Below are 20,498 nucleotides of genomic sequence, written 5' to 3'. Positions count from 1 at the left end.
CTAACTTGAGGGAGCGCCCTCACGAATGCACCCCTCGTCCCTACCTGCCAGCACTGCCCACATGGTGCCGTCCCTGCTCCGCCTCCTTCCCATCGCTGTGTTCGCGATGCTCCTGGCATCGCCCGTCGCGAGCGTCGCGCAGTCGACCGAGCTCGCCCGCCTCCACTCCGTCATAGACCGCAAGGCCCTCGACATCGAGGAGAAGGTCGTCGCATGGAGGCGCGACATCCATCAGCACCCCGAGCTGTCGTTCCAGGAGGTGCGAACCGCACGGCTCGTCGCCGATCACCTGCGGGCGCTGGGGATCGAGGTGCAGACGGGAGTCGGGGGGAACGGAGTGCTCGGCATCCTGCGCGGCGGCAAGCCCGGCCCGGTCGTCGCCCTACGAGCCGACATGGACGCCCTCCCGGTGACCGAGCTGGTCGACCTCCCCTTCAAGAGCACGGTGCGCGCCGTCTACAACGGTCAGGAGACGGGTGTCATGCACGCCTGCGGGCACGACAACCACGTGGCCATCCTGATGGGGACCGCTGAGGTCCTCGCGGGGATGAGGGCGCAGCTTCCGGGAACCGTCAAGTTCATCTTCCAGCCGGCAGAGGAGGCACCGCCGGTGGGCGGCGCGGGCCCGATGATCGAGGCCGGCGTGCTCGAGAACCCGAAGGTCGATGCCATCTTCGGTCTGCACGTCGGTCCGGGGCGCCTGGGGAGCGTCGGCTGGCGTCCCGGCGCGATCGCGGCCGCCGCCGACCAATTCCGCATCGTCGTGCGCGGCCGGCAGACGCATGGCGCCTACCCCTCGGCGGGGATCGACCCCATCGTCGTCGGATCACAGATCGTCCTCGGGTTGCAGACGATCATTAGTCGCCAGTCCAACCTCGTCACCGCGCCGGCCGTCCTGACGGTCGGTGCCTTCCATGCCGGGTTGCGCGAGAACATCATTCCTGACAGCGCGTGGATGATCGGCACCATTCGCACGCTCGACGCGGCCATGCGCACCGACATCCACCAGCGCCTGACGCGTACCGCGGAGTCCATTGCCCAGAGCGCAGGGGCCACGGCGGAGGTCCACATCGAGCTGGGGTACCCCGTGACGATGAACTCCGCCGCCCTCGCCCGCCGGATGGCGCCGTCGCTGCAGCGCGTGGTGGGAGCGGACCAGCTCTACGAGTCCCAGCCCGGCACCGCGGGCGAGGATTTCTCCCGCTACCTCGAGAAGGTCCCGGGATTCTTCTTCGGCCTCGGCGTCACCCCGAGCGATCGCGATCCGCGCACCGTCGCGTCCAATCACTCACCGTTGTTCTTCGCAGACGAGGCCGCCCTGCCCATCGGCGTGCGCCTCATGTCCAGCGTCGCCGTCGACTTCCTGGTCGGCGACGCTCGGGTGCAGCCATAGCCGAGATCCGCCTGGAAGGTCGACACGATCCGGGGCGCACCGTGCGGCGCCTCGTCTTGAACAAGGGATGAACGATGCTCGACGAGGCCGTGAGATCGTCGCATGCCCTGGCGGCTCGTTATGTGGTCGAGCGCGAGCTCGGCCGCGGCGGGATGGCCAAGGTCTATCTCGCCGAGGAGCGGAAGCATCGGCGCGCCGTCGCCATCAAGGTGCTCCGTCCCGACCTTGCGGCTTCGCTTGGCCCCGAGCGCTTCCTGCGCGAGATCGGGATCGTCGCCCGGCTCGCCCACCCACACGTCGTCCCCCTGATCGACTCCGGCGAGGCCGACGGACTCCTGTATTACGTCACGCCGTACCTGCGCGGCGGATCGCTGCGTGAGCGACTGCTCAAGCGGGGCCCCCTCGCCCTCGAGGAGGCCCTTCGCATCGCGCACGAAGTCGGAGCAGCGCTCGACCATGCCCATCACGCAGGGTTCGTGCATCGCGACGTCAAGCCGGAAAACATCCTCTTCGCCGTTGGCATGGCACTGCTCACCGACTTCGGTGTGGCGCGCGCCTGCGCGCTGGTGGAGACAACGGCGCGCGACGCCCGCGTATCGGGAGAGGTGACCTCGCCGGGGCTCGTGCTCGGAACGCCGGCATACATGAGCCCCGAGCAGGCGGCGGGAGATCGCGATATCGGCGCCGCCAGCGACGTTTACAGCCTTGCCGCCGTGGTCTACGAGATGCTCGTTGGCCACCCCCCCTTCGTGGGGGGATCGCCGCAGTCAGTCATGATGCGCCACGTAACCGAAGATCCGCCTCTCCTCCGCCCGTCCAGGCCGGACGCGCCCCGCGCGCTCGAAGCAGCGGTGACGCGAGCGCTGGCCAAGGAACCGTCGCACCGGTTCGCCTCGCCCGGAGAGTTCGTGCTCGCCATGTCGAACGAGATCGCGGTCGACGCCCCCAGCGGGTTCCGGCGCGCCCTGGCGCGCCGAGCCGCCCAGAGTATCGCCGTTCTCCCCTTCGTCAACGCCAGCCCGGACCCCGACAACGAATACCTGAGCGATGGCATCACCGACGAATTGGTCGACGCCCTCACCAAGATCGGCTCGCTGCGCGTCGCCTCTCGGACGTCGGTCTCTGCCCTCAAGGGTCGCTCGCTCGACGTGCGCGCGATTGGTGCCCTTCTGGGTGTCTCGGTCGTGCTCGAGGGAAGTGTGCGACGCCACGGCGACCGCCTACGCGTCACCGCACAGCTCACGGCGACGGACGACGGACGCCTCCTCTGGTCGCAACGCTACGACCGTGACGTCAGGGATGTCTTTGCCGTGCAGGACGAGCTCGCGCGGACGATCGTGACCACCCTGCGCGCAACCTGGCTCGCCGAGCTCGGCGATCCCGCACCCAAGCGCGGGACGGACAGTGTCGCCGCCTACGGGCATTACCTGCGGGGACGGTGGTCGATGAACCAGCGCACTGATGCCGCCACCAGAGAGGCCATCGAGCACTTCGAGCGCGCTATCGCCGAGGATCCCCGCTACGCGCTGGCCTACACCGGCCTTGCGGACGCCTACGCATTGCACGTCGACTATCGCAGTGTCCCCTCCAGCGTGGGACTGGAGCGCGCCGTGCAATATGCGCGCGAGGCGTTGCGGCTGGATGACCGACTGGCGGAGGCGCACACGTCGCTGGCGTGGTCGCTCTTCATCTACTTCTGGGAATTCCAGGCAGCCGGCGAGGAGTTCCGTCGCGCCCTCGAGCTCGACCCGCGGTATCCGACGGCGCACCAGTGGTACGCGTTCTATCTCACGGCGTGCGGCCGGCTCGATGAAGGGTTGGTCGAAGGACACACGGCGCAGGAACTCGATCCGGCGTCGGTCTCGATCCGGCGTACCGTGGGATGGCTGTACTACTACTCCCGGCGCTACGAACGCGCGCGGTACCACCTCGAGCGCGCCATCGAGATGAACCCCACCTCCGAGGAGTCATACCGCATTCTCGGGCTGTCGCTGGCCGTGGAAGGACGTGCGGCCGAGGCCGTTGCGACGCTGCGTGACGCCGCGGCCATGCCGGAGGCGGGGAGCCTGACGGCGGGAGCCCTCGCCTATGCCCTCGACCGCGCCGGAGAACACATGGAAGCCGCCGCGATTCGCGCGTCGCTCGAGGAGCGCGCGAAGCGCGAGTACATCTCGTCGACGGCCATCGCCACAGCCCATCTGGCCTGCGGCGACCGAGGAGCGGCCCTCGACTGGCTCGAGCGCGCACACGCAGAGCGCCGGGGTTGGGTCGTCTATCTCAACGTGAATCCGATCTTCGACCCGCTACGCGGCGAGGATCGGTTCAAGGCGTTGGCGCGCCGAATGATGCTCCCGCGCGGCTGACGCTCCCCGGCGCTCCCCGGCGCTCCCCGGCAGTCACCCAGCTCCTCAATCCGAGGGCATCTCCTCGCGCGCCTCGCCATCGCGCGCCCGAAGCCACGATGCCACGATCCCGGCCGCCAGGATCATCGCGACCATTCCGAGGAGCCAGAAATTGAAGCTGGGGCCCAGATACTCCTTGAGCAGGTCGGCGACCAGCATCTTCACCCCAACCAGCCCGAGGATCGCCGCCAACGACACCTTGAGGTAGCGGAACTTGTCGATCGCGCCAGCCAGCGCGAAATAGAGAGAACGCAAGCCGAGGATCGCGAAGACGTTGCTCGTGAACACGAGGAACGGGTCGGTGGTGATCGCGAAGATCGCCGGAATCGAATCCACCGCGAAGATCAGGTCCGTCGTCTCCACCAGCACCAGTGCCACCGCCAGCGGGGTCAGGATCCACTTCCCGTCTTGCTTGATGGCGAAGTGCTCCTCGTGATACGTCGGCGTGATCGGGAAGGCGCGGCGCAGTTGTCGCAGGGCAAAGCCCTCCCCCGGCGCCTCCCCTTCGTGATCCTCGCGCGCCATCAGCATCTTGATGGCCGTGTACACGAGGAAGAGCCCGAACACGTACAGGATCCAGTGATACCTGGAGATGAGGGACGCGCCGAGGAGAATCATCGCCCCACGCATCAGGAGCGCACCGAGGATTCCCCAGAAGAGGACGCGATGCTGGTACTGCGGCGGGACCCGCATGTACTGGAAGATCATCGCGATCACGAACACGTTGTCGGCGCTGAGCGACAGCTCGATCACGTAGCCGGTGAAGAACTTGACCGCCGCGAGGCGGCCGTCGTTCACCATCCCGTCCAGCCGATCGACGTGCATCCCCAGCCCCAACCAGTGATTCTCGTACAGCGCATAGATCACGCCGTTGAAGCACACGGCCAGGAACGCGAGCACCACCGTGAAGCGCAGGGCTTCGCGGATGCCTACGACGTGGGCCTTTCTGTTCAGGACGCCCAGGTCGATGGCGAGGACCAACAGCACGAAGGCGAGAAATCCGCCCCACGCCCACAGTTCGGGATTGATGGGAATAGCCCTGCGTCTCGGGGTTAGGTAGCGGCGTCGAGCGCCTCTGCTGCAGCCAGCGCGTCCTCCCACGTGGCCAACGCCTCGGCCAACGCGGCGTGGGCCTCGGCCAGTTCCCGCGACAATGCTGCCGCGTGCGCGTGGCCGTTCGCGTCGTTGTATAGCGCCGGGTCGGCGAGGGCGGCATCGAGTTCGGCGACTTGTCGCTCGAGGTCCGTGACACGCGTCTCGGCCCGCTCGGCGCTCCGGCGGATGTCGCGCGCGTTGCCCCGGCCCTTCGACTCGCTCGCCGCGCGCTTCCTGGCGTCGGCCTTCTCCTGGGCCTTTCGCTCCGCCGCCACCGACGCCTGGCGCGCCGCCCGCGCCGTCTCCTCGCGCTCGCGCAGCTCCTCGAATTCCACGTAGTCGCCGTCGAAGATGCGGATCCTGCCGTCGCGCAGCTCCCACACGCGCGTCACCAGTTTCCGCAGGAGTTCACGATCGTGACTCACCAGCACCACCGTCCCGGGGAAGCCCTCGATCGCGTCCTCGAGTTGCTCGATCGACTCCACGTCCAGGTGGTTCGTCGGTTCGTCGAAGACGAGAAGATTCGCCCCCTGGAGCATCATCATCGCCAGCGCCACGCGAGCCAGCTCGCCGCCGGAGAGCGACGAGGCCGATCGCATGACTTCGTCGCCGGAGAACTGCACCATTCCCAGATGCCCCTGGACCGCCCCCCGCTCCCAGCTCGGGCGCAGATCGGCGATGATGTCGTAGAGCGACTTGTCCCGCGGAACGTTCGCGAAATCCTGCCGGTACATCGTTGCCGCGATCCCGCCCCCCAGGCGGATTTCGCCCGAAGCGAGCTGACGTTCACCGAAGAGCGCCTTCAGCAAGGTCGACTTGCCGGATCCGTTGGGCCCGATGAGGCCGACCACGTCTCCCCGGCGGATCCACTCGGAGAAATCGCGCAGCAGCACGCGGTCGCCGATCGTCACCGTCACGTGCTCGAACACGGCCACCTGGTCACCGCCGCGCTCCCCCGCCGGGAAGCGCACCGCCATCGCCGTCTCGTCGTCCGGAGGGGGACTCAGGCGCGGGAGCCACTCCAGCCGCCTGCGCCGCCCCTTGGCCTGCCTGGAGTTGGTCCCCGCGATGTTTCGGCGGATGTAGTCCTCTTCCTTCGCGATGGCCTTGGCCTGCCTGTCGAAGGCGCGCTGTTGCGACAGGCGCCGTTCTGCACGCTGGCGCACGAAGTGCGCGTAACCGCCTGCATACGACGACGCGGTGAGGTCTTCGAGGTGCAGCACATGGTCGACGACGCGATCCAGGAACGCGCGGTCGTGCGAGATCACGAGCACCGTTTCATTTGTGTTGCGCAGGTACTCCTCCAGCCAACGCGTCGTCTCGAGGTCGAGGTGGTTGGTCGGCTCGTCCAGGAGCATCACGTCGGCGGGGATCACCAATTGGCGGGCGAGCGCCACGCGTCCGCGCTCTCCACCGCTGAGGTGCGAGACCGCCTCGTGCCGCGCCGCGTCGGGGTCGAACCCCAGTCCCGACAACACCGCGTCCACTCGCGAGGCATACGTGTAGCCCCCCGCGTGCTCGAACCGCTCGAGATCGCGGGCATAGCGGTCGAGCTGTTGCCCGGTGACGTTGTCGCCTGCATGGGCCAGCGCGTCGGCCTGCCGCGCCAGGTCTCCCTCCAGGTCGATGAGGTCGCGGAACGCATCGGCTACCGCCCCCCAGACTGTCGTGGCACCGGCGAACTCCCGGTGCTGGTCGAGCAACGCGAAGCGCAGCCCCGGCGTCCTGGCAATCGTCCCCGTGGTAGGGCTCTGCTCGCTGGTGAGCAGGCGGAAGAGCGTCGTCTTCCCCGATCCGTTCCGCCCGATCACCCCCCACTTCTCGCCAGCGGCGACAGTGAAGGTGACGTCGCGAAGGATCGTGGTGGCGCCGAACGACACCCCGATTCCGTTGAAGGAGAACTGGGTCATCTCAGGCCACCCACTCCTTCCACGTCGATTCGGCCAGGCCGATGGTCAGCTTGTGCTGGTAGCGGGTCAGCGGGACGCGAAGCATCATCGGCTCGTCGGCCAGCTTCTCCAGCCAGCGGTCGTCCGAGTAGCGCGCCACCCCAAGCCCCAGTTCCTGGAAGCGCTTCGAGTCACGATCGATCAGCGCCTCCACCCCGAACTTCTGGGCGAAACGCCTCAACTCGCCGAGCGCTGCCGCTCGCTCGTTCAGGTCCACGAAGTGTGTCTTGACGCGCCGCTCGGCAAAGAACCGCAGGGCCTTGCGAGTGTCCGCGCTCTTCCTCGTGCCGAAGATCTGCACTTCCATCATGAGGTGGAGTCTAACAGGGCCATGGGGCGCTCCTCCAGCCAGATGCGGCATCGCGGGAACTCCCGACACGGCGTGGAGGCTTGGTAACCGTGATCCACCGCGGGCCCCGCGCGCCCCCCGCCTTGCGTGGCTTCCGCCTCGCCCGCACGCTTTCCGTCCGTTCGTCCCATGCCGCCGGACACCGCGTTTCCCGACCCAGCGCCCGCGTCCCGCCCTCCCCGGCCGTTTCTCCCGGCGTGGTGGCTCCCCGGGCCGCATCTCACCACCGTGTGGGGGAAGTTCTTCCGCCGCCCCCGGGCCATCGACGCACGCGTCGAGCGGTGGGACACGCCCGACGGCGACGTGCTGGATGTCATTCGTGCCCCAGCGCCTGACAGGTCGCCAATCTTCCTCCTCCTGCACGGTCTGGAGGGATCGATTCGCTCTCATTACGCGACGGGCACCCTCCGCGCCGCCAGGGAGGGCGGGTGGCAGGCCAATCTACTCCTCTTCCGTACCTGCAACGGCGAGCTCAATCGAACGCCACGGTCGTATCACTCGGGCGAGACCACCGATCTCGATTTCGTGGTCCGTCGGCTGGCCGAAGAGCGCCCCGGTGCCCCCCTCGTGCTCGCCGGCATCTCGTTAGGCGGCAACGTCCTCCTCAAGTGGCTTGGAGAGCATGGCGAGGCGCTGCAGGGGCGGGTCGCCGCCGCCATCGCCGTGTCCGCGCCCTACGACCTCGCGCGTTCCTCCGCCCACATCGATCGCGGTTTCACACGGCTCTACGCCCGCAACTTCCTGCGAACGCTCAGGGCCAAGGCCCTCGACAAGATCGCGCAACACCCCGGCATCGCCGACCCCGTGCGCGTCGCCGCTGCCGACACGCTGTGGTCCTTCGATGACGCCTTCACCTCCGTCGTGCACGGCTTCATCGACGCGGCGGACTACTACTTCCGGTCGTCGTCCATCCGCTACCTGCATCGCATCAGGGTCCCCACCCTGCTGCTCAGTGCCCGCGACGATCCCTTTCACCCCCCCGAGGTTCTCGATGACGTCCGTCGCATCGCGGAGGGAAACGCCGCCCTCCACGTGGAATTCCCGCCGCGCGGAGGTCACGTCGGCTTCGTGGAGGGACGCAGCCCGGCCCACGCCTCCTACTATGTCGAGCGCCGGATCATCGATTTCGGCACGGCTCAGCTCGCCGCCAGCGGGCCACTCCCCGACGAACGCCATGGAGCGTACCCGCGCACGGAGTTAGGATCAGACGGTGGCCCCGCGCAGCGGCACCACGTTCTCCCGTCGTCTACCGCATAGTCACGTGTCCGACGCGCAAGCCTTCGTGGCGATCTTCGTGGGGATCTTCGTCTTCCTCTTCATCGTCGCGACCGTGGGATTCTTTCTCACCCTCCCATGCGGCGATCGCTGCCCGAACTGCGATCACCCGACGCTCTGGATGGAGTGGGTCGTCTTCGACCGCGTCGTTCCGCACTTGCGCAAGAGCTGGTGCCTCTCCTGCGGATGGCACGGATTGCTCAGGCGTGGCGACGTCTCCGAGCCGACGTCGTCGGGGCATCTCTCGGGTAGGCGTTAGGCGCTGCCGCGCAAGCCCATCACGTGGATCGCGAGCCACTCCGGCCAGTTTCCCGACAGCTCGAAGAAGTCCTCGAAGTACGTCAGCCCCGCCCCCTCGAGCTCCGCGATCACCGCCTGCATCGCGTCCTCCTCCGCGATCGGCCCGAGACACACCAGCTCATTCTCGACGCGAAACTCGTCCGCCGTCAGCCCGAGTCGCTCGTCCAGGGCGTGACGCGTGATCCCGCTCCGCTCGAACGCCGGCTTGCGGATCAGGAGGGTCGGACGACCGGCGGGGAGGAAGATGGGCATGGGAAAGAAGGAGTCGGTCGAGCGGATCAACCGCCCGGGTGAAGACCCTGGTTCCTATCGGCTCGGTCCGAGCAGGGCCGTCTGGCACTCTAATGCGACCCTCCGGTACGAGTAAGGCCGGGTTCCGTTAGTTTCCCCCTCCCATGTCGAGCAACGAGCACGATTTCGATGTCATCGTCGTCGGCGCCGGACACGCCGGTACCGAGGCGGCGGTCGCGGCAGCTCGCGCCGGCGCGTCCGTCGCCCTCGTCACGAGCGCACTCGAGACGATCGGACAGATGTCGTGCAATCCGGCCATTGGCGGCGTGGCCAAGGGGACGGTCGTGCGCGAGGTCGACGCGCTGGGGGGAATTATGGCGCGGGCCACCGATCTGGCCATGCTCCAGTTCCGTATGCTCAATCGCGGCAAGGGAGCCGCAGTCTGGGCCCCTCGCGCCCAGTGCGACCGCGGCCTCTACCGGCGCGCGGTGCGATCACTGCTCGAACAACACGCGCGACTGCATACCATCCAGGGAACGGTCGCCCGTCTCCTCATGGACGACACGGGACGCACGGTGTTCGGCGTCGAAACCCTGGAGGGACGTCGTTTTGGCGCCAAGGCGGTTGTCATCACCGCCGGAACCTTCCTCCGCGGACGGATTCACATCGGCACCGAGACCCGCATCGCGGGCGGGCGCGCGGGCGAGGCGCCGGCCCTGCATCTCGCCGAGCAGCTCGAACGCGCAGGGCTCGAGGTCGCGCGCTTCAAGACCGGGACGCCGCCTCGGGTTGACGGACGAAGCGTGAACCTCGCGGCCCTCGAGCGGCAGGGGAGCGAAGTCGAGGCATTCGACTACTCTTGGTCACACTTCTGGGAAACAGCAAGACGACAGAATAGCGTCACTCGGCACCCAGAACAGCTCGATTGCTGGATCACCTTTCTCGGGGAGAAAGGAAAGCGCCTGATCCAGGACAACATTCGCAGCTCCGCAATGTACGGAGGCGCGATCGCGTCGCGCGGCCCGCGCTACTGCCCCTCGGTCGAGGACAAGGTCGTGAAGTTCCCGGCCGCAGAGCGGCACCAGATCTTCCTCGAGCCGGAGGGTCACGACACCTCGGAGCTGTACGTGAACGGAATGTCCACGTCGCTCCCTGCTCCCGTGCAGCTCGACATCCTTCGGACCATCCCCGGTCTGGAGCAGGTTCGGATGACGCGGGCTGGCTACGCGATCGAGTACGACTACTTCCCACCGACCCAGCTCGACGCCTCGCTTCAAGTGCGCGCCATTCCCGGGCTCTACTTCGCTGGCCAGATCAATGGCACCACCGGCTACGAGGAGGCCGCAGGGCAGGGGGTCGTCGCGGGGATCAACGCCGCGCTCGCCGCCTGCGGGCGCCCGCCGTTCTGCCCTGGAAGGGAGACCTCGTACATCGGTGTGCTCGTCGATGACCTCGTCCATCGCGGCGTGGACGAACCATACCGCCTTTTCACGTCGCGCTCCGAATTCCGTCTCACGGTTCGCCAGGACAACGCCCTCCGCCGCCTCGCCCCCCTCGGCCAGGCGCTCGGCCTGTTTACCGCCCGCGAGGACGAGGTCATCGCCGAACGGCTGGCGCACGAGGACGCCGCATCGCGTCTCGCGGCGGAAACGAGTATTCGCCCGGAGCAGGTCAACGAACGCCTGGCGCAGGTCGGCAGTGCTCCCATCCCACACTCGGTCAAGATCACCGAGCTCGCGCGCCGTCAGGATGTGCAGTTGCACGAGCTCTTCGAGCTGGCGGGGGTTGGCAGCGGGCTCGCGTTCGACGCCGTCGTCACGACCGAGCTCCAGATCAAGTACGCAGGATACTTCGAGCGCGAACGCGTGCAGGCCGACAAGCTGCGCCGGATGGGGAGCTTCACGCTGGATGTCGACCTGCCTTACGAGTCCATGCAGTCCATCGCGTTCGAGGCGCGGCAGAAGTTCGCCGAGCGGAGGCCGCGTTCACTGGCCCAGGCCGCTCGCATCCCGGGCGTGTCCCCAAGCGACTTGCAGAACCTCGTCCTCGAGGTCGAGCGGCATCGGCGGGTTGCCGGGAGTACGGGCGAGGCGTCTTGAGGCTGCGCCCTTCCCGGGGCGAACCCGACGCCCATGCCTGACGAGACACCGCCGGATCGAGTGCCGGCTTCCAAACTGACAATTGCGGCGATGCGATCCGCTGCGCTCGTGATCCTGGTCTTCGGATTCGTCCCGTTGGCCAACTGGATCACGGGCGGGCACGAATTCGAGGGGTACGACCAGTACCTGAGCGAATGGCTGAACGGCGCCGCGATCACCGTCGGCTGCGCGATCGTCCTCACCATCCTTTCCAGGCGCATCCCGCTCTGGCGCACGGGCGCTCTCGACCCCCTGGTGCGGTGGGGACACGCACACCCGCGGCGCACGGGCATGGTCCTCCTTGCCACCGCGCTCGCCGCGTACGTGGCCATCGCGCTCCTGGTGCTCTCCGGTCGCCCACTCCTCATCGACGAGATCGGGCAGCTCTTTCAGGCCCGGATCTTCGCCCAGGGGCGCCTGTGGCTCGACCCGCCCCTGCATCCGGAGTTCTTCAGCGCCCTCCACGTCATCGACTTCGGGGGAAAGTACTACACGCACTTTCCGCCGGGCGGATCGCTGCTCATGCTCCCGGCAGTGATGACCGGCGCGCCGTGGATTGTCGGCCCGGTCTTCGGTGCCGTTTCGGCGGTCGTCTTCTGGGGACTCGTCCGGCGCATCGAATCTCGTCCCGCCATCGCCCTCGCTGCGACGCTCCTCTTTGCGTTCTCGCCGTTCGTGGCGTTCCTGTCCGGTTCGCACATGAACCACGTGCCGCTCCTGACCTCGTTGCTCGTCGCCATGTACGCACTCACCCGTCAGACGGCGGACGAGGACGCGCATCCGGGGTGGGGGGCCCTATGTGGGGGAGCGCTCGGCATTGCCGCGGCGATTCGCCCGCTCGACGCCATCGCCTTTGCGCTACCGGCGGGACTGTGGATGCTATGGCGTACCATTCGGCGTCCGTCGCGCCTGCCAGAACTCGTCGCCGCGGGTGTCGCCATCGCGCTCCCGATTGCAGGCGTCCTGTGGTACAACGCCCAGACCACGGGAAGTCCCCTGATCTTCCCCTACGAAGTGCTGTGGGGGAAGAGCCATGCCTTGGGCTTCCACAAGTCGCCGTGGGGCGAGCCCCACACGCCGGCACGTGGCGTGGAGTTGATCAACCTCTACTTCTTGCGCCTGCAGTCGAACCTGTTCGAACTCCCGGCACCATCGCTGCTGGCGCCAGCCGCGGCGCTCGCACTCACGCGCCGTGTCGAGCGTTTCGATCGATACCTGCTCTGGACTGCGTCGCTCATCGTGGCGCTGTACTTCGCGTATTGGGGCGATGGCGTCTTCCTCGGGCCTCGCTTCTTCCTGGTGCTGGCACCGGCCCTCGCCTTGTTCAGTGCTCGCTTCCCGGCAGCGGTGCGCGAGCGATTCCCCTCCCGCGGCGAACTGCACAAGTTCGTCGGCTTCGCGGTGGTCAGTGCGCTCGTGCTGGGCGCGACCATGACGATTCCGCATCGCGCCGCCGTCTACCGGAACGGCTTCCGTTCGATGCGGGTCGACCTCGGCGAATTCGCGGAGCGTTCCGGCGTGCGCGGCGCAATCGTCCTCGTCCGTGAAGCGTGGGGCTCACAGCTCATCGCGCGCATGTGGGGACTCGGCGTTCCCCGGAGCGAGACGGAGTCCCTCTACCGCACGGTCGACGCCTGCACGCTCGATCGCGCCATTGCCGAGCTCGAGACGGCTGGAGTCCGTGATTCCGCGGCGTACCGACAGCTGCAGCGCCTCACTGGCGACTCGGCACGCCTCGAGAAGGATGTCATCTCCCCAGACCGTACCCTGCGCTCCCTTCCTGGCGCACGATACGTCGGGGACTGCGCCGACCGCATTGCAGAGGATCGCGCCGGGTTCACGATCGGCACCTCGGTTCTGGCCCAGGCGCCGGGCAGCAACATCTTTGCCCGCGACTTGCATGCGCGTGACACACTCCTGCTTCGCCAGTATCCCGGACGCCCCTTGTACCTGCTCCGCGCCGAGTCCAGCGAGATCGGAGCGCCGCTGGTGCTCGAGCGCCTGCGACCGGACTCGCTGGCCAAGGCCTGGCGCTGGTCGCCTCCAAGCAGCGCCGCAGCGAGCGAGTAGCGTCACCGCATCCTTCCAGATCTCGGCGTCCCTCCTCGCGTGGCGCCCAATCTCATGGCTCGCGGCCATCAGGATCACGCAGCGGGTGGGAACGACCAGGGGCTCGGTTGCTGCCGGTGCTCGGCTCGCCGGATCACTGCCATTGCCCGGGGTACAAACTCGCGCTGACGTCTTGGATGGTGCATGATGCTGCACCATCGGCTCCGCCACGCCGTGTAGGATCGTGTCGCGTGGCCTCGTGCCGTGCCGATGGGGAAGGTCGTGTGGATGACCCGAACATCGTTGGCAAAGATATATAGTATCACTAGGAGACTTAATATGCCTCGGGTTGAGTTGGCTTTTCCCGGTCTTGACCGCCTCGGTCGCGCGCTTCTCTTTGCGCTGACCCCGCTCGCGGTGCCCGTGTCACTGTACGGTCAGGCAGTGCCCTCCGGGACCGTGCCCCAGATCGTCACCACCGCCGTCGGCGAAGCGACGATCATTCCGGACCGCGCATCGATTTCTTTCGCTGTAGAGACGCGCGCTTCCACGGCTGCGGAAGCGGGTGTCGAGAATGCGCGGCGGCAATCAGCCGTGATCGCGGCGGTTCGTGCGAAGGGAGTCCGCGCCGAGCAGGTCACGACGTCGGGGTACTCCGTCGGCCCCGAGGAGCGCTTCGATGGTGGCCAGCGCAAGTTGATCGGCTATATCGCCCGGAACAGCATCGTGGTCGACGTGCACAGGATCGACCAGCTGGGTGGGATTATCGACGCCGCTCTCGGCGGGGGCGCCAACAGCATTGGCGGTCTCCGTTACTACAGCACGAAGTTCGAGGAGGTGCGCCGAATCGCGCTGCGAAGCGCTGTCACGAAGGCGCGTGCCGACGCTGAGGTAATGGCAAGCGCTGCCGGGGGAGCCATCGGCTTGCCACTGGAGATCGCCGCGAGTGATGCCGGCACCCCACGTCCGATGTACGACGTCGCCTTCGCCGCGCGCGCGATGGAGGGCGCTCCCGAGACACCGATCAGCCTGGGAGAGCAGAAGATCACCGTCTCGGTCACTGCCCGTTGGGCGTTTCTCCAGAGGGAGTAGTCGGTCGCGCGGAGTGCCCGGGAGGACCCGGGAGTACCCGGTCCGAGGATCTTCTTCTTTGCGGGAGCGCCGATGCCATCGATGCATCGGCGCTTCTTATGATTGGCTCGTGCGGACCCCTGCCTTCGGTCGTGCACCAATCCGGGCACAGGCACGCTTGCCGCGCCCGCACCCGCAGTGTCAGATCCCCGACCGCCTGCGTCCGGACCGGGGAGTGCTTGTCTCGTGGGGAGGGGAGGGGAGGGGACGGTCGGCCCATACGCCGGTGCCGTGCAACGCTCTCGGTCCCCCTCGCTGTTTCACGTGAAACAGTCGCGTTCGGCGCCCAGGATAGCGGAGTTCGAGCTCACAGTCGGGCAGTGGCCGACCGTCGGCCGAGCGGATCTTCGTTTCACGTGAAACAACGCTGGCAACGGGTCGCCTGGAAGGCGATATTCCGCCCCCCATCCGCCAGACACCCTGAGACGCATCCCGAACTCCCACGCCGTGGCCAGAATCATCGCTGTAGCCAACCAGAAGGGTGGCGTAGGCAAGACCACAACTGCTGTGAATCTGGCGGCCGCTCTCGCCGCAGCCGAGCAGCGAACGCTCCTGGTCGACGCCGACCCTCAAGGGAACGCGACCAGTGGGCTTGGAATTGAGCGCGCCAACCTTCACAGAACGACATACGACGCCCTTCTCGACCTCGCGCCGACAAGCGACGCCATACTTCGCGAGGTGCAGTTCAGAAAGCTGGATCTGGTCCCTGCAACGGCCGACCTTGCCGCGGCCGAAGTGGAACTCGTCGATGTCGAAGATCGGGAGCACGCGATGCGCCGAGCGCTCGATCAGGTCAGGGACCAGTACGACTTCATCCTGATCGACTGTCCCCCGTCGCTCGGCCTGATCACGGTCAACATGCTCGTGACAGCCGACGGAGTTCTCATCCCGCTCCAGTGCGAGTACTTCGCCCTGGAAGGGCTCAGCCAGCTCTTGAATACCATTCAGTTGGTGCAACGGCAGTTGAACGATCGCCTCGCGATCGACGGCGTCCTGCTCACGATGTACGACGCGCGCCTCAACCTATCCCGCCAGGTGGCTGCCGACGCACGAGAGTATTTCGGCCCGCAGGTCTTTGAAGCAGTCATTCCTCGAAACGTTCGTCTGGCCGAAGCACCGAGTTTCGGCAAGCCCATCATCGTCTACGACGTAGGGTCGGTCGGATCGACTGCATATCTCAATGCGGCGAAGGAACTTATCAGACGATTGGGAACGCCCGTTTCCGCTCCGGCAGCGGCCGAGGACGCTAGCGCGTGAACAGACGTTTGCAACCCGTCGACGCCAGCTTTTCCACATGACCACGAACGGCCCCGTGACTGACAAACCTCGCCGCCTCGGACGCGGTCTCGAAGCCCTCATCGCAGGAGCCGGAAGCCACACCGCACCCGCCTCACCACCCGACACCGGCGCCGGTAGTGCCTCACCGCTCCGATCCGTCCCCATCGCCCAGATACGCCCCAACCCCTTCCAGCCCCGGCGCGACTTCAAGCCGGAAGAACTCGTCGACCTCGAGAATTCCATCCGCGCCAGTGGCCTCCTGCAACCGGTGACCGTGCGATCGCGCCCCGATGGAGCCTACGAACTCGTCGCCGGCGAACGACGCTTCCGGGCGGCCTCCCGCCTGGGCTGGACCGAGATCCCCGCCATCGTCAAGGCCCTCGACGACCGCGAGATGCTCACCCTCGCGCTCATCGAGAACCTCCAACGCGCTGACCTCAATCCGCTCGACGAAGCGCTGGGCTTCCAGCGACTGATCGAGGAGTTCTCCCTCACGCAGCAACAGGTCGCGGATGCCGTTGGCAAGGACCGGTCGACCGTCGCCAACCTCCTGCGCGTCCTCCAGCTCCCCGACGGCATCAAGCGCCTCCTCCGCGACGGGCAGATCTCGTTAGGCCACGCGCGCGCCCTCCTCGCCATGCCCAACGAGCGTCTCATGATCGAAACCGCCCGTCAGGTCGTCGAGCGCGGGCTCTCGGTTCGCGAAGCCGAGCGAATCGCACAGGCGGCCCGCCCCACCGAAGGACCCCAGAAGGGAACTCGCCCCACGACGGAGCGTGGGCGGGACCAACATTCGGCCGAGGTGCGCCGCCTCACCGAGCTTCTTCGCCGGCACCTGCAAACTGACGTTCGCATCCACCTCGAGGGCGACTCCAACGGCGAGATCAGCGTTCGCTTCTATTCCGCCGACGACCTGCAGCGCCTCCTCGAACTCATCCTCGGACGCCCGCTCGACGACGCCTAACGTCCTTCTCCGCGAACCAGTCATGGCCATCTTCAACAAGCCCGCCTCCGATCGTCCGGTCACCCGCCTCGATCCCCCCAACGCCGAACCCTCCATGTCGGTCATCGGCAGCGGGATGCGCATCGTCGGCGACGTCGAGAGCAGCGGCGTCATCAAGGTCGAGGGATCCATCGAAGGCTCGGTCCGCGGCGCTCGCCAGCTCCTGCTGGGCAAGTCGGGCTCCGTCCACGGCGACATCTACGCGGTGGATGCCGTCCTCGGCGGCACCGTCGTCGGCACGGTCGTGGCCAGCGAGCGAGTCGAGATTCAGGGAACTTCGACCGTCGAAGGCGACATCCATACAAAGAGCATCGTTGTCTTCGAGGGAGGTACCATCAACGGTACCGTGAGGATGGGCGACCAACCGCAGGTTGCACGCATTGCTGCCGCAGGAATCACCGAGCAGGGCTCCGGTTCGCTCCAAGACGGGTGACCTTCGAGCGCGGCCAACCTCCAGCGCAGGGAGCAAGTGTGCAGAACGCTCCACACTTGTCGACATCGACGTAACTCATTATTTCCGAATCACTTACTGAGCATATCGTCGTGTCATTCTCCCGCTTCTCCACAGCTGTCCACATTGTCCTTCTCTCCTTGATCGCCAGCGCCTGCAACCGGGCGACGCCAGAGAAGGAACACCCGTCCCCAGGAAACACCGAAGCGAGCCTCAAGGTCGCTCTCCTCACTCCGGGGCCGGTTTCAGACCAGTCGTGGAACGCCGCTGCCTATGCGGGACTTCTCCGCATTCGCGATTCCCTCGGCGCCTCCGTGAGCCACATCCAGACCCGTACTCCAGCCGAGTTCGAGGAGAACTTTCGGCAGTACGGCGCGCAGGGCTACCGCATCATCTTCGGCCACGGCTTCGAGTTCCAGGATGCGGCTGCCCGCGTGGCTCCCGAGTTCCCCAAGTCGATCTTCATCACCACCTCCGGAAACAGCAGCGGCCCCAACCTCGCGGGTATCCGCTTTGCCTTCGAGGAGCCATCGTACCTGGCGGGCGTCCTCGCCGGTGCCATGACTCACACGAACATCATCGGCGCCATCGGCGGAACCGAACTTCCACCCGTCAGGGATTCGTTCGACGCCTTCACCAGGGGCGCCAAGTCGATCAACCCGTCCGTTCGGGTCCTCGTCTCGTACGTCGGCTCGTGGGAAGACGCGAGCACGGGGAAGGAGCAGGCCCTCGCCCAGATTGCACGTGGTGCCGACGTCATCTTCCAGAATGCCGATGCCGCAGGGCTCGGCGTCTTCCAGGCCGCGCGCGAATCGGGAAAGGCCCTGATCTTCGGTTCCAACGCCAACCAGAACGCGGTCGCCCCCGAGGTCACGATCGGAAGCGTGGTCGTCGACGTTCCGCACGCGTTCCTGACCGTCGCACGCGAGATCGCAGCCGGCACCTTCACGCCTCGAGTGGTTGCGATGGGTTCCAGCGCCGACGCCGTGCGCCTCGAGCTGAACCCCACACTCGAGTCGAGGATTCCGCCCGCGGCACGGCGCGCCCTCGATTCCGTCCGCACGGCCATCGCCACCGGAGCGATCGTCATCCCCCCCGGACGCCCCCTACCGCCCACGCCCTGACGATGCCTCGCGCCGCTGACATCGCTGCTTTCCTGGACGAGCGCCTCGAATCTCGAGCCTTTCCCGATTACCCGGGCGCACTCAACGGATTGCAGCTGGATCACCGCGGTCCCGTCAGGCGCGTCGCGGCGGCGGTGGACTTCTCGGCACGGACCATCGACGCCACGATCGCCGCCGGAGCGAACCTGCTCATCGTGCATCACGGCATGTTCTGGGGAGGCGCACGACACATCACCGGCGCCGCCTACGAGCGACTCCATCGCCTGATGCACCACGATATCGCGGTCTACGCCTCGCACCTCCCCCTCGACGCACACATGACCCTCGGCAACAATGCCCAGTTCGCGCGGGCCTTGGCGCTCGACCCCACCGAGCGCTTCGGCACGTATGAGGGTGTCGCCATCGGTGTCGCCGGGACGTCGGACCTCCCGACCGCCGATCTCGTTACGCGAGCCGATCGATTTGCGGCGTCGCTCGGAGGGCATGCACGCGCCAGCTGGATGGAGCAGGGGCGTCGCACTCGCCGTTGGGCGGTGGTAACGGGTGCTGGTGCGGGCGCCAAGGAGATCCGGGACGCCCAGGCGCGTGACATCGATACGCTGATCGTCGGCGAGGGGCCTCACCACACGACGGTCGACGCCCCCGAGGCAGGGCTCGTCATCATCTACGCCGGCCACTACGCCACCGAGACACTCGGCGTTCGCGCCCTGGCCGAGACCGTGGGCCAGCACTATTCCCTCCCCGCCGAGTTCCTGCACCTCCCCACGGGGTCGTGACCGCCGCGCTCGAGCTCACGGGGATCTCGAAGCGTTTCGGTTCGATCGAGGCGCTCAGCGACGCCTCGTTCACCCTCCGCCGCGGAACGGTCCACGCGCTGCTCGGCGAGAATGGCGCCGGCAAGACCACCCTGATGCGCGTGGCGTTCGGCGCGTGCCGTCCCGACTCGGGGCGTATGCACGTGCTGGGGGAGGAAGTTTCCTTCCACTCCAGCGCCGACGCCATCTCCCGCGGCATCGGCATGGTGCACCAGCACTTCGCCCTCGTGCCCAGCATGACCGTGGCGGAGAACGTCGCGTTAGGCATGCGCGGCCGCTACGATGCGGCCGCCGCGGCCGCCAGGGTGAGGACGGTGGGAGCGACAACCGGACTCGTCCTCGATCCCGAGGCGCGCGCGGCGTCACTTCCCGTGGGGGCGCAACAGCGCCTCGAGATCGTCAAGGCCCTGTCGCGCAACGCCCGGATCCTGATCCTCGACGAGCCAACCGCCGTCCTCCCACCCCAGGAAGCGGACGAGCTATTCCGCTGGGTCGGCCGTTTTCGTGACGAGGGCAACTCCGTCGTCCTCATCACCCACAAGTTGCGCGAGGCACTGGCCGTCGCCGACGACATCACGGTTCTTCGCCGGGGCGCGACGATCCTTTCGGGACCGACCAGCAGCGTCCAGGAGTCTGGGCTCGTCGCCGCGCTCATCGGAGCCGACCCCGCGGCCGTTCCGGGCGTTGTTGCATCCGCGTGGGGAGCCGGCGTCGGATACACTGAAGGGGAGCCTCGTCCCCTGCGCGAAGCTCGTCCGTCAGGGGCGATGACGCCGCGCGCGGTCATCGCCTCGCTCCGCCATGTCGCGATCCATGGCCCGCAGGGTCGTCGCCACCTGGACGATGTCACGCTCGACGTGCACAGCGGCGAGATCGTCGGCGTTGCCGCCGTGGAAGGTTCCGGCCAGCACGAGCTGCTCCGGCTCCTGGCAGGACGCCGCGCGCCGACCGAGGGCGCTGTCGCGCTGCCCGAGTTGGTCGCCTTCATCCCCGAGGACCGGCACCGCGACGCCCTCGTCCTCGGCATGACATTGGTCGAGAACGTCGCCCTCCTGGATCTTGGCCGGCGTCGGGGGCGCATGCCGTGGAATGACCTCCGCGCGGCCACCGAGGAACTGCTCATCGAGTTCGACGTTCGCGCTCCGGGACCGCAGGCACGCGCACGGGAGCTCTCGGGAGGAAACCAGCAGAAGCTCATCCTCGGGCGGGAGCTCAGCACCCAGCCCTCCATGCTGGTCGCCGAGAATCCAACGCGGGGCCTCGACATTCGCGCCACGACGGCCGTGCAAGCGCGACTTCGGTCTGCACGAGATCGAGGGACTGCTGTCGTTTTCTACTCCAGCGACCTCGATGAAGTCCTGGCCATCGCCGATCGCATCGTGGTGGTGCATGGCGGACGTGTGTACGACATCGAATCGCCCACCCGCGAGAGCGTGGGGCGCGCAATGCTCGGCGCTGTCACACGTCCGCATCCGGCCGACGTGTCGACCGACGCGGCAGCGCCCCGGTGAGGCT

At 67.2% G+C, this 20,498-nt stretch carries 17 protein-coding genes; 13 read left to right on the top strand and 4 right to left on the bottom strand.

Annotated features, from left to right (window positions below):
* Positions 1-61 precede the first annotated feature (61 nt).
* On the top strand, positions 62-1,393 hold the full coding sequence (locus ABS52_02005; protein ID ODT04949.1) for an N-acyl-L-amino acid amidohydrolase: 1,332 nt from the start codon (positions 62-64) through the stop codon (positions 1,391-1,393).
* A 74-nt stretch (positions 1,394-1,467) separates the two neighbouring features.
* Positions 1,468-3,756 carry a hypothetical protein gene (locus tag ABS52_02000; GenBank protein ODT04948.1) on the top strand — a complete coding sequence of 763 codons (2,289 nt, stop codon included), beginning with the start codon at positions 1,468-1,470 and terminating at the stop codon, positions 3,754-3,756.
* A gap of 45 nt (positions 3,757-3,801) precedes the next feature.
* On the opposite strand, the gene ABS52_01995 is transcribed toward ABS52_02000, so the two are convergent.
* From ABS52_01995 to ABS52_01985, 3 genes are read right to left on the bottom strand one after another with little or no spacing between them, the layout of a single operon-like run.
* On the bottom strand, positions 3,802-4,824 hold the full coding sequence (locus ABS52_01995; GenBank protein ID ODT05114.1) for a hypothetical protein: 1,023 nt from the start codon (positions 4,822-4,824) through the stop codon (positions 3,802-3,804).
* Positions 4,825-4,847: 23 nt separating this feature from the next.
* On the bottom strand, positions 4,848-6,800 hold the full coding sequence (locus ABS52_01990; GenBank protein ODT04947.1) for a hypothetical protein: 1,953 nt from the start codon (positions 6,798-6,800) through the stop codon (positions 4,848-4,850).
* Position 6,801: 1 nt separating this feature from the next.
* Entirely contained in the window at positions 6,802-7,149 is a 348-nt protein-coding gene (locus ABS52_01985) for an arsenate reductase (protein ID ODT04946.1), read from the bottom strand.
* Positions 7,150-7,416: 267 nt separating this feature from the next.
* Here ABS52_01985 and ABS52_01980 point away from each other — a divergent pair, with 267 nt between their 5' ends.
* Both ABS52_01980 and ABS52_01975 read left to right on the top strand, forming a co-directional pair.
* The gene (locus tag ABS52_01980) at positions 7,417-8,445 is read left to right on the top strand and encodes a hypothetical protein (protein ODT04945.1); all 1,029 of its coding nucleotides are present in this window, start codon (positions 7,417-7,419) and stop codon (positions 8,443-8,445) included.
* A gap of 4 nt (positions 8,446-8,449) precedes the next feature.
* Positions 8,450-8,722 carry a hypothetical protein gene (locus ABS52_01975; GenBank protein ID ODT04944.1) on the top strand — a complete coding sequence of 91 codons (273 nt, stop codon included), beginning with the start codon at positions 8,450-8,452 and terminating at the stop codon, positions 8,720-8,722.
* Here the strand turns inward: ABS52_01975 and ABS52_01970 are convergent.
* Positions 8,719-9,045: a hypothetical protein gene (locus tag ABS52_01970; protein ID ODT04943.1), complete on the bottom strand. Its 327-nt coding sequence runs from the start codon at positions 9,043-9,045 to the stop codon at positions 8,719-8,721. The two genes, ABS52_01975 and ABS52_01970, sit on opposite strands and share 4 nt — an antisense overlap.
* Positions 9,046-9,158: 113 nt before the next feature.
* On the opposite strand from ABS52_01970, the gene ABS52_01965 reads away from it, so the two are divergent.
* From ABS52_01965 to ABS52_01925, 9 genes are all read left to right on the top strand, one after another.
* Complete coding sequence (locus ABS52_01965) at positions 9,159-11,093, top strand: tRNA uridine-5-carboxymethylaminomethyl(34) synthesis enzyme MnmG (GenBank protein ODT04942.1); 1,935 nt, start codon at positions 9,159-9,161, stop codon at positions 11,091-11,093.
* A gap of 90 nt (positions 11,094-11,183) precedes the next feature.
* Positions 11,184-13,202 (top strand): hypothetical protein, encoded by a 2,019-nt coding sequence (locus ABS52_01960; protein ID ODT04941.1) that lies wholly within the window; start codon positions 11,184-11,186, stop codon positions 13,200-13,202.
* Between the two features lie 318 nt (positions 13,203-13,520).
* Positions 13,521-14,273, top strand: coding sequence for a hypothetical protein (locus ABS52_01955; GenBank protein ID ODT04940.1), 753 nt, complete (start codon positions 13,521-13,523; stop codon positions 14,271-14,273).
* 486 nt (positions 14,274-14,759) lie between these two features.
* A complete protein-coding gene (locus ABS52_01950) occupies positions 14,760-15,569 on the top strand; it encodes a chromosome partitioning protein ParA (GenBank protein ID ODT04939.1) in 810 nt (269 codons plus the stop codon).
* A gap of 37 nt (positions 15,570-15,606) precedes the next feature.
* Entirely contained in the window at positions 15,607-16,554 is a 948-nt protein-coding gene (locus ABS52_01945; protein ID ODT04938.1) for a hypothetical protein, read from the top strand.
* A 22-nt stretch (positions 16,555-16,576) separates the two neighbouring features.
* Positions 16,577-17,026 carry a hypothetical protein gene (locus ABS52_01940; GenBank protein ID ODT04937.1) on the top strand — a complete coding sequence of 150 codons (450 nt, stop codon included), beginning with the start codon at positions 16,577-16,579 and terminating at the stop codon, positions 17,024-17,026.
* A gap of 332 nt (positions 17,027-17,358) precedes the next feature.
* The gene (locus ABS52_01935; GenBank protein ID ODT04936.1) at positions 17,359-18,168 is read left to right on the top strand and encodes a hypothetical protein; all 810 of its coding nucleotides are present in this window, start codon (positions 17,359-17,361) and stop codon (positions 18,166-18,168) included.
* Positions 18,169-18,170: 2 nt separating this feature from the next.
* Entirely contained in the window at positions 18,171-18,944 is a 774-nt protein-coding gene (locus tag ABS52_01930; protein ODT04935.1) for a Nif3-like dinuclear metal center hexameric protein, read from the top strand.
* Complete coding sequence (locus ABS52_01925) at positions 18,941-20,494, top strand: hypothetical protein (protein ODT04934.1); 1,554 nt, start codon at positions 18,941-18,943, stop codon at positions 20,492-20,494. The genes ABS52_01930 and ABS52_01925 overlap by 4 nt, the downstream gene beginning before the upstream one ends.
* Positions 20,495-20,498 lie beyond the last annotated feature (4 nt).

The organism is Gemmatimonadetes bacterium SCN 70-22, assembly GCA_001724275.1.
Lineage (GTDB): Bacteria > Gemmatimonadota > Gemmatimonadetes > Gemmatimonadales > Gemmatimonadaceae > SCN-70-22.
The sequence above is the reverse complement of the archived record's forward strand: the minus strand, read 5'-3'. Positions and strand labels throughout refer to the sequence as shown.

What these genes read in the sequence shown, in the direction of transcription:
- ABS52_01930 (ODT04935.1), top strand. Translation starts at nt 18,171, where the DNA reads ATGCCTCGCGCCGCTGACATCGCTGCTTTCCTGGACGAGCGCCTCGAA.
- ABS52_01990 (ODT04947.1), bottom strand. Translation starts at nt 6,800, where the DNA reads ATGACCCAGTTCTCCTTCAACGGAATCGGGGTGTCGTTCGGCGCCACC.
- ABS52_01985 (ODT04946.1), bottom strand. Translation starts at nt 7,149, where the DNA reads ATGATGGAAGTGCAGATCTTCGGCACGAGGAAGAGCGCGGACACTCGC.
- ABS52_02005 (ODT04949.1), top strand. Translation starts at nt 62, where the DNA reads ATGGTGCCGTCCCTGCTCCGCCTCCTTCCCATCGCTGTGTTCGCGATG.
- ABS52_01960 (ODT04941.1), top strand. Translation starts at nt 11,184, where the DNA reads ATGCGATCCGCTGCGCTCGTGATCCTGGTCTTCGGATTCGTCCCGTTG.
- ABS52_02000 (ODT04948.1), top strand. Translation starts at nt 1,468, where the DNA reads ATGCTCGACGAGGCCGTGAGATCGTCGCATGCCCTGGCGGCTCGTTAT.
- ABS52_01940 (ODT04937.1), top strand. Translation starts at nt 16,577, where the DNA reads ATGGCCATCTTCAACAAGCCCGCCTCCGATCGTCCGGTCACCCGCCTC.
- ABS52_01955 (ODT04940.1), top strand. Translation starts at nt 13,521, where the DNA reads ATGCCTCGGGTTGAGTTGGCTTTTCCCGGTCTTGACCGCCTCGGTCGC.
- ABS52_01945 (ODT04938.1), top strand. Translation starts at nt 15,607, where the DNA reads ATGACCACGAACGGCCCCGTGACTGACAAACCTCGCCGCCTCGGACGC.
- ABS52_01965 (ODT04942.1), top strand. Translation starts at nt 9,159, where the DNA reads ATGTCGAGCAACGAGCACGATTTCGATGTCATCGTCGTCGGCGCCGGA.